Origin of the sequence: Roseivirga sp. UBA1976, assembly GCF_002336325.1 — a bacterium.
Lineage (GTDB): Bacteria > Bacteroidota > Bacteroidia > Cytophagales > Cyclobacteriaceae > Roseivirga > Roseivirga thermotolerans.
Genome location: NZ_DDDQ01000143.1, coordinates 1 through 10,333 on the forward strand (window position 1 = coordinate 1; position 10,333 = coordinate 10,333).

Genomic DNA, 10,333 nt, shown 5'->3' on the forward strand with positions numbered 1-10,333 from the left:
CCGACCAGGCCAATCGAGCTACCAAAGGCCAGGCTCTGGAAGCAGTTAAGAAGGCCGATGCCGACATGGCCATTTACACCATAGGACTAGGACAAGAGATAGACGAAAGCGTGCTAAGAGCCATTGGAAAAACCAGCTTTGTTTCTGCCGTAAACATTGGAGAGTTGCTCGATAAGTTCAAGGAAATTGGAGACCTGATAAACGGTAGAGCCAACAGTTATTACTTATTGGAATATTGCTCTCCCAAACGCAGCGGCAGCAATCAACTAACCATTGAGGCCAAAAGAGGTGCCTTGAAAGGACGTGCCAGCACTTTCTTCGATGCTTCTGATTTTAATGGAAGCTGCTCTTTGCAATAGTAAACTACTTTTGCTGTAGTTTAAAAGCCACAGAGATTTCTTCGGGAGCTATAGACACTGTAGCTCCTTTTTGTTTAAGAAAATCGAAAACGAACGAGGCGGTCATGGAGTTTTCCAGCACATTAGGTTCCTGGGTCTTCCAGCGCATTAGCAGCGTATAATCGTCCATAGACATAACGGGCTGGCATGGTTGGCTCACCCTAAGCTGTATGAGTTCGCAAATCTGTTCGAGGCATATACCCAGTCTAAGGCCATCGGTAACTATATAGGCGTTGGCAGGAGCTGTCACGAGAGTGGTAGAAAACCTGCTTTTCAAAGCCTCCAGTAGGTCAGAAGCCGTCAGCAATACAGGGTTCCATCGTTTTAAAATTTCGCCCAGCTCATGCATTTTAGCAATTTGACGCTCCAATGCCTGCTTGCTGTCCGATTTATGATATGCCTGCTGCTCGTTGCCTTCTGTAAAATAACTGCCTTTCATCCTCAATACCTTCTACCAATAGAGACTCGAAACTACTGACTTGTGAGAGCATTTCTTTAGGAATGATTAGATTTTAGAGGTAGAAACATCGAATTTCAGCGATTCGCTTATAGCATTTTAAGGGTTTCACCTACCTGTAAATAGAATTATTTACAAGGTTATATATTTATATGTAGTAACATTTCTTTTCTACCGATTCGCTGACTAATTTACTGTCTCAACTCAATATACACTCACCAAATTGAGGATGGCACGCATGAATAAGAAGATTATTTTTCCGTGCCTGCTACCAACTCTTCTTTATTAATATTTTTAATACAACTTGGGTGTATCAAAATCATATTTTAGATTTATATATTCAGTGATTAAGAGAATAATTTCGGCTTTTCGCCAAAATATACTTCACTACCCACATTCAATACCACTCTTGGATACGGAAAAGAGCCTTAATTCAGGAAAATAGTTTACCGATGAGCCTATTGAGACCAAAACATAGCGAGCTGGATATACTTCTGTTAGAAGACAGCGCACGAGATGCCGAATTAATTGTAAGGAGTATTGAAGATAACTCCGCTAAGGCGAGCATTGCTGTTGTGGGCAGTGTGCAGGAAGCCATGCACTACTTGGAGAAAGAAGGGGGCTATGAGCATGTGAGTAAACCTAACCTAATAATGCTGGATTTGACCCTTCCTAAAGAGAGTGGCATTGGTTTTTTAGATTTTGTAAAAACTGATGACCGCTTTAGAACCATTCCTGTGATAGTTCTAACCTCTATGCAGGCCGATTCGGCTGTCAGAGATAGCTATGCAAAATACGCCAATTGTTTTTTTAATAAGCCAGACAACTTAAGCGACCTAACCTCTATGGTGAATAGCATCACCAACTTCTGGTCTAGTGTAGCCATTTTACCTAAACAAGAATAGCCCGTTTCAATGAATCAAAGGAAAGTATTACTCATTGAAGATAACCTAGACGACCGATTCCTAATAAAGGAATTTCTGTCGTTCAGTACCACCAATTACTGGAAGGTGGAAGAGGCTGCACGCATTTCTACTGCACTGGAAAAATTAGACAATGCAAAACCAGATGTTATTCTGCTAGACCTGTCGCTCCCAGACTCACAAGGGGTAGATAGCTTTCAGTTGATCAAAAGAAATGTATCGAGCACTCCCATAATTATACTTACAGGCTTTTCTGATGTTAGCTTAGCAAAGCAACTGATTAAACAGGGGGCTCAAGACTATTTGGTTAAAGGAGAATATGACCCTCGCTTGCTGGAAAAATCAATTGAGTATGGTATAGAGCGGCACCGGTTAAAACTGGAAAACGAACGAGCTAAAGAGCGTTTGCTAGACTCCGTGCTGGAGGCACAGGATAAAGAACGATCGAGAATAGCCAAGGAACTTCACGATGGTGTGGTACAAAGCCTTACGGCTGTCTCGTTAAACCTGGGGGTTTTGCGGCAGTGGCTTAAAAAAACGGATGAGGATACGCTAAAGCACTATGAAAAGTGCACCACCAACCTGGCTTCTACCATCGATGAGATTAGAAATATATCGCACTCGCTCATGCCAAGGTCTATTGCCGACATGCCACTTACTGATGCACTGGAGGGGCTAATCGAAGATATTGAAAAGGCTTGCGATATAAAGTTTGAGTTTGTGGCCAGCCTGGAAAAAGAACCGGAAGAAAAACTAAAGCTCACTCTTTACCGCATTGTTCAGGAACTAGTAAACAACGCGCTTAAGCACTCTGAGGCTAATACCCTCTTTGTTCAGCTCATTGAATATCCAGAATACTTACTTTTAATGGTGGAAGATGATGGTGTAGGATTCGACAAGACCAACACTCTGGAAAGTAAAAACTGCTTTGGTCTTTATAGTATTGAGAGCCGTGTCAATTCGCTGGGAGGCACCATAGAGCTAGATACCAAACCGGGGCAGGGCACCAACGTATTTGTGTCTTTTCCTAAAAATTTAGAGAATTAGAGTTCAGACCAGCCCCTTTTCTACCGCATATATGGCTAACCCAATAAGGTTTTTAGAACCTGTTTTTTCCATGAGGTTTCTTTTGTGTGCATCTACAGTTTTTGTGCTTATTAGCAGTTCGTTGGCAATTTCGCTATTGCTATATTCCTGAACAATTAGCCTAAGAATCTCTTTTTCTCGCAAGGAAAGTGGCATTTCTACCACCACATGTTCCTTCTTTATTCTACTGGCCAGATTGTTCATTATTTTATGAGAGATTTGCGGGCTAAAGTAGCACTCTCCGCTCATCACTTGTAAGATAGCCGCCCGAAGCTCGCTCTTCTCAGAGTTTTTCAGCACATAGCCATCTACCCCGGTAGAAAGAGCTTTCTTTACGTGCCGATCTTCGTTGATCATGGTGAGCACAATTACCTTTACGGAAGGATACAATTGCCTGAGCCTAACGGATAGCTCTTGCCCGCTAAGCACCGGCATATTTAAATCTGTTAATACCACATCGGGACTAAACTGTTCTGTTTTTTGTAGTGCATCGTGACCGTTTTCGGCTACCGCAACCACTTCAATTCTATCATCATTGAGAAAATAGGTACTGAGTGCATCGCGTATTACAGTCTGATCATCGGCTAAGAGTACTCTTACTTTGCCCATAATAATCTCAAAGGTTGAATCTGTTCCCCTAAAAACCTAGTGTTCAGGCCGTTGGTTCATGAGGCAATATAAGAAAAGCTTATTAATCGTTTTTAGGAAGCTTCACCATATCGAACCAAAACTGTTCTATGTGCTCTACCAGGGCAATAAATTCATTAAAGTCCATGGGTTTGGCCAAGTAGCTGTTGGCGTGTCTCTTATAACTATCTTCTATGTCTCGTTCGGCCAGGCTTGTGGTGAGTACAATAATGGGTATGTGCTTTAGCTTATCATCATATTTAACGGCTTCTAATACCTGTTTACCATTGACTTTGGGCATGTTAAGGTCGAGCAAAATGAGATCGGGCAAGGGCGATTTGGCATATTCACCCTGCTGCCTTAGATAAGCCAAACATTCCTCTCCGTTCACCGCTACCGTAATGGAGGTTGGAACCTTCGACCGGTCGAAGGCTAACTTGGTGAGCATTACATCTTCCGGGCTATCTTCTACCAGCAAAATGTGGAGTTCTTTCATTTATTTACAGGCTTTAGATCAAAAATAAAACTTGTTCCTTTTCCTACCTCACTCTCTACTGTAAATGTTGAGCCATGGCTTTCCACAATTTTCTTGCAAATAGCCAGACCAATGCCTGTACCATCGTATTCGTCTCTGGAGTGAAGTCGCTGAAAGATGGTAAAAATTCGCTCCGTATACTTCGACTCTATGCCAATGCCGTTATCGCTTACAGCAATCCTGAATTTTTGTCCCTTTTCGGTGGCTGTGATTTCTACCCTGGGTTGTACATCATGCCTGCGAAACTTAATGGCGTTGCTCATTAGGTTTTGGAACAACTGCTCCAGCCTGCTCCTATCGCCTTCTACAGTAGGCAAGTTGTCGTATACTATTTGAGCATCGGACTCATTAATAGAAAACTCGAGGTTATCGCACACAATTTTTAAAACCTCGTTGAGATCTACGGGCTCGATTTCTTTAGGAGATGTATCTAGTTTAGAAATGGTGAGCAAATCGTTGATGAGGTTCTTCATGCGGGCAGAAGCCTTAATAATGCTTTGTATAAAGTGCCTGGCTTCATCGTCCAGCTTTTCGGCATGCCCAATTTCCAGTAATTGCAAATAACTGGTTATAACCCGCAAAGGTTCTTGTAAATCGTGTGAAGCCACATAGGCAAAGTCTTGCAGCTCTCTGTTAGAACGTTCCAGAGCTTGTAGCGATTCCTGAAGTTCTCTCTCTCGGGTATGTTCTTCGGTGATGTCTCTTACCACCCCGAGGTACAGGGTTTCGTCAGAGTATTTGTCTTCTGAAGGCACTCCCTTGTCGATGAGCACCTTATGCTGACCATCTTTTGTCTTAATTCTATACCGAATCTCATAAGGAGCCCTCTCAGCAATGGCCTGTTCAACCATTTGTTGCACACTCTCTCTATCATCTGAATGAATCAACTGAAAAGATGCCTTTAGCGATGGTTCAATTTCGTTGGGATGATAGCCCAAAATGCGGAAACGCTCATCGGACCAATAGTGCTCATCCTTATCTACATACCATCGCCAGCTACCTACTTTGGCTATAGTTTCGGCCTCATTGAGTGCAGACTCGCTTTCTAAAAGTCGCTGTTCGCGCAATTTGCTCTCGTTAATGTCTTGAAAAAGTCCTTTGAGCCTGATAGCTTTTCCTTTCTCATATACCGTTTTGCCAATGGCCCTTACCCAAATCACATTCTTCTTGGCCGTTATGAGCTTTAGGTCAAGGTCAAAGGGTTTTCCCGATTCAATAGCCTCCTGAACAACTCCTGTGATTAAATGAATATGGTCTGGATGATAGTAGCTAATGGCACTCTCTACACTAATTGGAGTACCGGGCTCCATTTCGTGTATTTCATACACTACAGGGCTCCAAAACAATTCATTGTTTCTAAGGTCCAAATGCCAATAGCCTAACCGAACGGTCTTCATGGTGTCGTTGTAGAAATCATTGAGTTCTTCTAACTCATGGTTTTGGCGCTTGAGCTCTTTGTTAATCTGTTCTACCTGGCCCGGAAGACCAATTTTAAGGGCTTTTGGAAAAAACTTAAAGAGCAGAACAATGGTACCGAGTGAAACCAGGCCCGTGCACATTTTTGTGATGGCGCTTACCCGATAGTAAGGCTCCCAAATGTTTACTATGTCTACGAGGTGACCAATGCCGCAAAAGAATATAAAGGCTGCAAAGGCCTTGAATACAAAAGAAAACTTTAGGTCATTCCGCGCCTTCACATACCTCCACAATACTACGGGGATGAGCATATAGGATATGAAGGTCAGGCCGTCTCCAATAACAATAGGGATGAGTATTTCCTTTTCCCAAAAATAACAATGCCCATGAGGCATGAAATTGCTATCAAAAACGTGTCTGAACAATTCTAACATATGTACTGAGAGATGTAGAGGACTTTCAATATCTTAAAAATATCTGTATGGTTTAAGTAGAAGTTGACATTAGTGTCCTCTGTCGCCCAGCTTTCTTCTTAAATTCTCAAACACATAACTTCTAATACCCCTTTATTCCGGCCTCAATCTTAATGGGCAGATAATTCGCTTCGGGCACTTTGGGGCACTCATAGTTGTCGCTATAGGCACAATACGGATTGTAGAGTTTGTTGAAGTCTATCACCCACTCCGTGCCTTCCGGGATTCCCTCATAGTGCATATATCGTCCTGCTCCATAGGTTTCATTACCTGTAGTTTCATCCACCAAAGGAAGGAATACATAAATTGGCTGACCGGGTAAACTGAACCTTCTCTGTTCTACATACGCCTCCAGTGTATAGGCCTCACCATCAAGTTGAAAATGGAGAACACCTATTCTCTTATAGGTTTTGGTAGTACCCTTGCTGGTGCCTAATGGAAAGGGCTTCGAGTCGGGCGTTGGCTCGAAGCGAGCTATAACTCTATATTTCTCTTGTATGGGATAAAATCGATGCCCTTGAAAACTTCGTCTCTGTTGCTCGGTTAAGGGAGACTTGTTGGGGTCAAGGTATTCTTTATTTAGTTCTTCCTGCCAGGCCTTTACCTCCTGTAAATAGCTACCGTTCTGAGCTTTAGTCAAGGTCAGAACGGCAAAAAATGATAGTGTAAGAATAAATCGACCCAAGGGCTATGTGGTTTTTAAGGTTTGTTTTCGCTGCAAAAACAATCCTCCAATAATACTAATTACAAAACCAATTAGAAATACGGTAAGAAACATAAGCAGTGATTGCCCAAAAGTAGAAGCAAAAAAGCCATAACTATCCAGATAGACCTGATATTTCGCTTCGAACGAAGGGTCTGTTATTTGAATATTCTCCGTGTAAGCAAAATAATTTCTCATAAAGTCTGGATCAATCCACAACACATACACGGCATTATACAAGCCAAAGGCCAAACCACCAATAGAGGAGATTCCCAAACCAATTTTAAAAGCTTCACTGAATGAAAGCAGCCCTCCCTGCTCTTTTCTGTAATTCAACTGAGCCACAATAATTAGCAACATAGCCACCAGAATGGAGGCGTAGCCAATAACTTCTCCCAATGCGTACCCTCCTTCTGCAGTGCCCACAAGCGCAACAGATACAAAGCCAAAACCGACCATTAAAAGGCCACCAATCAATCCGAATTTGATAATGAGTTTTTTCATTTGTTCACTTTTTTTTCAGCCAAAACAGTCGGTTTTGCGAGCAATGGGACTCATACTTTTGTATGAAATTAGTGAATCTTTGATTGATTTCTGTTTCGTGGTCACCCTCTGTGTCTATTCCTTAAGCCATCCAGTGAGATTAGCCATAGCCCCCAAAAAAGAGAAAGTAGAAAGTGTACTACTCTATTATCCTCAACTCTTTAGCTCTGGTAACCGCCTGAGTTCTGCGCTTCACATCGAGCTTGACAAACAGATTAGATACATGAGTTTTGACGGTGTTTTCCGAAACAAAGAGCTTCTCTCCAATTTCTACATTAGAAAGCCCGCTGGCAATAAGCCGGAGCACTTCCATTTCCCTTTCAGTGAGCCCGAGGGCTTCGATCTGCTGCTCATCAATTTCAATCACCGGCCCAACCTCCACGATTTCCACCTTTCTGAACTTAAGCCCTAAATAAATACCCAAACCTATAAATGCGGCACCCACTAAACCCAGAATGAGATCTGAGGACATATCCGGAATCAATAGAGACATCTTGCTTAGCTGAAAGAGAATCAACAAAGCGGCTATTATCAACCCAAAACGAAGAATGACCTTGAACATGGATTTGAAACTAGTTATTCAGAACTAAATCTTTGTAAGGATTACTGCAAATTCTCCTTCTAACGCCATCGCAGCATACCTGCAATCCGCAGGCCTGCACGGGATTTCAGAAATATTACCAACCGATGTGGATTCCCACCTACATGGGAATGATAGTTCCTTCCATTCAAAAAAATCAATCTGAATAGAAAAGGGAATTCAATTACTTTTAAGAAAACAAGCCTTATGAAATCCAGCGTTCTTCTCTTACTCTTTGCTCTTGCAATATATTCATGTCAACCCAAAGAAGCGGTAGACATTCTTATTACTCATGCGGAAGTAATAGATGTGGAAAGTGGTGAAATACTTAGCGATCGTATGATTGGCATAAAAGAAGGCTCCATTGCCTTCATCTCTGACGATTACTCAAGAAAGTACAATGCTACGCAGACGATAGAGGCCGATGGGAAATTTGTAATCCCGGGGCTTTGGGATATGCACATTCATTTTAGGGGTGGCGAAGAACTCATTGAGGAAAACAAGAATTTGATTCCACTATTTACAGCCAATGGCATAACCGGGGTGCGCGAAGCCGGAGGCGATATGACCCACCAGATATTTGACTGGCAGAAGGCTATTAAAGAGGGAACCATGATAGGCCCTAAAATCTTTACTTCGGGTCCGAAGCTGGACGGGCCGGGAGCAACTTGGGCGGGCTCTATTTCCGTTACCACACAAGCTGAGGCTGCAAAGGCAGTAGATTCACTCGCCAGCATGGGCGTTGATTTTATCAAGCTCTATGACAGCCGCATTTCACGCGATGCTTACCTGTGGATATTAGAAGAAGCACAAAAACGCGGCATTCAAACCTCCGGTCATATGCCATTTACGGTAATGCTTAATGAAGCGGTAGAAGCAGGACTCGGCTCAATCGAACATCTATATTATGTGCTAAAGGGCACATCGGCAGAAGAACAGGAAGTAACAAATGATGTGATTGCCGGAAAAGCCAGCTTTTGGGGCTCTATGAATCGGCTGATGGCCTCTACCGGTGAAGCTCAGGAACAAACAACATTCAATCTGTTGCGCAACCACAACACTTATGTTACCCCCACCCTTTTTATTGGCAACACATTGACTTACCTCAAAGAGGTAGACCACTCCAATGATGAGTATCTGAACTACATAGAAAACGGTATTATTGCCACCTATCAGGGGCGAATTCGTAGCGCGCTGAATGCCAATGAAGCGTTCACTCAAATGCGTATTGATCTGAACAATACCTTCATAAATCTTGTACCCAAGCTACATGAGGCAGGAGTTCTGCTGCTGGCCGGCTCAGACTGCGGTGCCTCCAATAGCTATGTGTACCCCGGCCAATCGTTGCATGGGGAATTGAAGGCTTTGGTCGATGCCGGTCTGCCGGAAATTGAGGCCCTTAAGGCCGCAACTATTAACGGAGCCAAGTTTCTGGAAGTGAATGATTTCTACGGAAGCCTGAAGGCAGGCAAATCAGGAGATTTACTCATTCTGAATGATAATCCGCTGGAAGACATTAGCAATACTCAAAGCATCAGCAGCATGGTGCTTCAAGGTAAAGTCTACACTAAGTCTGATATGGAAGCCATGCTGGAGAGTGTGAGAAAGAAGTAGACTTTGTTTCTGCTGTCATTCCCGCGCAGGTAGAAATCGGATCTCCCAGTTATTCTGTTGTGAAAGACGGGCATTCCCACCTATACGGAAATGACAAGAGACTACATCCAATCCAGTCAAAGCCACTTATACTCGTTTGCAACAAATATATCAGAGTGCTCAATATAAAATCGACCCAAGATCACTTCCCAATCCAACTCTGGAGCTTCTTTTCCAGAAACCTTCTCTCCGTAATATTCAAAGCCTGACCGATTGCCTTTTGCAGATGAACCCTGGCCGCTGACCAATTACCAATTTCAGCATATAAATCGGCCTTTAGGGCAAGAAAGGACTGATTCCCTTCAATTACTTCTTCCAAGCCCTCCATTTCTTTAAGGGCCGCAGTTGCCCCTTTCACCTTACTCAACACCAATATTCTGCTCATCTGTACTACGGGTACCGGCTTCAGTTTAACTAAAGTGTCATAAAGACTTAGAATGGCTTTCCAGTTGGTTTTTTCGTAGGTCTCAGCTGTGGTGTAATAGCATGATATGGCAGCCTCCAACTGATAAACCGATGAGCCGGAAAACTTAGAGGAATCATGTAAAAAATGCCATCCCCACTTGATGTGCTCTTCATCGTACTTGGATCGATCCTGATTTTCCAGGGTCAGCAGATTACCTGCCTCATCAGTTCGTGCCGGAAAACGAGCCGCCTTAAACAACATCATGGCTATAAGCGCCTTCAGCTCGCCTTTATCACAGCTGGGTTCATTGGTCAACAAAAAGGCCAGACGTATGGCTTCTTCACACAAATCTTGCTTCATCAGCTGGTTCCCTTCGGTAGCCTTATAGCCTTCATTGAAAAGCAGGTAAATCACCTGAAGCACCGCTTCCAACCGGTTTTCCAGATCGCCACCCTCAGGTACTTTCAAGGCCCCAACCTCTTCTCTGAATTTGATTTTTGCCCGTGTAATGGCTCGTTTCGTAGCTTCTTCCT

The 10,333-nt window shown here is 43.1% G+C and carries 12 protein-coding genes; 4 read left to right on the forward strand and 8 right to left on the reverse strand.

The window, feature by feature from the left end:
- A partial coding sequence (locus tag B3763_RS14310) for a hypothetical protein (RefSeq protein WP_286747443.1) occupies positions 1 to 359 on the forward strand: 359 nt, incomplete at its 5' end.
- Positions 360 to 363: 4 nt separating this feature from the next.
- Here B3763_RS14310 and B3763_RS14315 read toward each other — a convergent pair.
- Positions 364 to 837: a hypothetical protein gene (locus B3763_RS14315; RefSeq protein ID WP_189629413.1), complete on the reverse strand. Its 474-nt coding sequence runs from the start codon at positions 835 to 837 to the stop codon at positions 364 to 366.
- 470 nt (positions 838 to 1,307) lie between these two features.
- On the opposite strand from B3763_RS14315, the gene B3763_RS14320 reads away from it, so the two are divergent.
- Positions 1,308 to 1,760: a response regulator gene (locus B3763_RS14320; RefSeq protein WP_286747444.1), complete on the forward strand. Its 453-nt coding sequence runs from the start codon at positions 1,308 to 1,310 to the stop codon at positions 1,758 to 1,760.
- Between the two features lie 9 nt (positions 1,761 to 1,769).
- Positions 1,770 to 2,825 carry a hybrid sensor histidine kinase/response regulator gene (locus B3763_RS14325; RefSeq protein WP_189629411.1) on the forward strand — a complete coding sequence of 352 codons (1,056 nt, stop codon included), beginning with the start codon at positions 1,770 to 1,772 and terminating at the stop codon, positions 2,823 to 2,825.
- 3 nt (positions 2,826 to 2,828) lie between these two features.
- On the opposite strand, the gene B3763_RS14330 is transcribed toward B3763_RS14325, so the two are convergent.
- The 6 genes from B3763_RS14330 to B3763_RS14355 form a co-directional block, all read right to left on the reverse strand.
- Positions 2,829 to 3,473, reverse strand: coding sequence for a response regulator transcription factor (locus B3763_RS14330; protein ID WP_286747445.1), 645 nt, complete (start codon positions 3,471 to 3,473; stop codon positions 2,829 to 2,831).
- A gap of 82 nt (positions 3,474 to 3,555) precedes the next feature.
- Positions 3,556 to 3,987 carry a response regulator gene (locus B3763_RS14335; RefSeq protein ID WP_189629409.1) on the reverse strand — a complete coding sequence of 144 codons (432 nt, stop codon included), beginning with the start codon at positions 3,985 to 3,987 and terminating at the stop codon, positions 3,556 to 3,558.
- The gene (locus B3763_RS14340; RefSeq protein ID WP_286747446.1) at positions 3,984 to 5,876 is read right to left on the reverse strand and encodes a sensor histidine kinase; all 1,893 of its coding nucleotides are present in this window, start codon (positions 5,874 to 5,876) and stop codon (positions 3,984 to 3,986) included. The genes B3763_RS14335 and B3763_RS14340 overlap by 4 nt, the downstream gene beginning before the upstream one ends.
- Before the next feature lie 121 nt (positions 5,877 to 5,997).
- Positions 5,998 to 6,555 (reverse strand): DUF1684 domain-containing protein, encoded by a 558-nt coding sequence (locus B3763_RS14345; protein ID WP_286747447.1) that lies wholly within the window; start codon positions 6,553 to 6,555, stop codon positions 5,998 to 6,000.
- 48 nt (positions 6,556 to 6,603) lie between these two features.
- On the reverse strand, positions 6,604 to 7,122 hold the full coding sequence (locus B3763_RS14350) for a DUF4199 domain-containing protein (protein WP_286747448.1): 519 nt from the start codon (positions 7,120 to 7,122) through the stop codon (positions 6,604 to 6,606).
- Between the two features lie 178 nt (positions 7,123 to 7,300).
- A complete protein-coding gene (locus B3763_RS14355) occupies positions 7,301 to 7,723 on the reverse strand; it encodes a response regulator transcription factor (protein WP_286747449.1) in 423 nt (140 codons plus the stop codon).
- A gap of 225 nt (positions 7,724 to 7,948) precedes the next feature.
- On the opposite strand from B3763_RS14355, the gene B3763_RS14360 reads away from it, so the two are divergent.
- Entirely contained in the window at positions 7,949 to 9,355 is a 1,407-nt protein-coding gene (locus tag B3763_RS14360; protein WP_286747450.1) for an amidohydrolase family protein, read from the forward strand.
- Between the two features lie 181 nt (positions 9,356 to 9,536).
- On the opposite strand, the gene B3763_RS14365 is transcribed toward B3763_RS14360, so the two are convergent.
- The coding region (locus B3763_RS14365; protein ID WP_349676583.1) for an RNA polymerase sigma factor at positions 9,537 to 10,333 on the reverse strand (797 nt) is incomplete at its 5' end.

Excerpts from the sequence above, each read along its gene's own strand:
- B3763_RS14315 (WP_189629413.1), bottom strand. The coding sequence starts at position 837 with ATGAAAGGCAGTTATTTTACAGAAGGCAACGAGCAGCAGGCATATCAT.
- B3763_RS14320 (WP_286747444.1), top strand. The coding sequence starts at position 1,308 with ATGAGCCTATTGAGACCAAAACATAGCGAGCTGGATATACTTCTGTTA.
- B3763_RS14325 (WP_189629411.1), top strand. The coding sequence starts at position 1,770 with ATGAATCAAAGGAAAGTATTACTCATTGAAGATAACCTAGACGACCGA.
- B3763_RS14330 (WP_286747445.1), bottom strand. The coding sequence starts at position 3,473 with ATGGGCAAAGTAAGAGTACTCTTAGCCGATGATCAGACTGTAATACGC.
- B3763_RS14335 (WP_189629409.1), bottom strand. The coding sequence starts at position 3,987 with ATGAAAGAACTCCACATTTTGCTGGTAGAAGATAGCCCGGAAGATGTA.
- B3763_RS14340 (WP_286747446.1), bottom strand. The coding sequence starts at position 5,876 with ATGTTAGAATTGTTCAGACACGTTTTTGATAGCAATTTCATGCCTCAT.
- B3763_RS14350 (WP_286747448.1), bottom strand. The coding sequence starts at position 7,122 with ATGAAAAAACTCATTATCAAATTCGGATTGATTGGTGGCCTTTTAATG.
- B3763_RS14355 (WP_286747449.1), bottom strand. The coding sequence starts at position 7,723 with ATGTTCAAGGTCATTCTTCGTTTTGGGTTGATAATAGCCGCTTTGTTG.
- B3763_RS14360 (WP_286747450.1), top strand. The coding sequence starts at position 7,949 with ATGAAATCCAGCGTTCTTCTCTTACTCTTTGCTCTTGCAATATATTCA.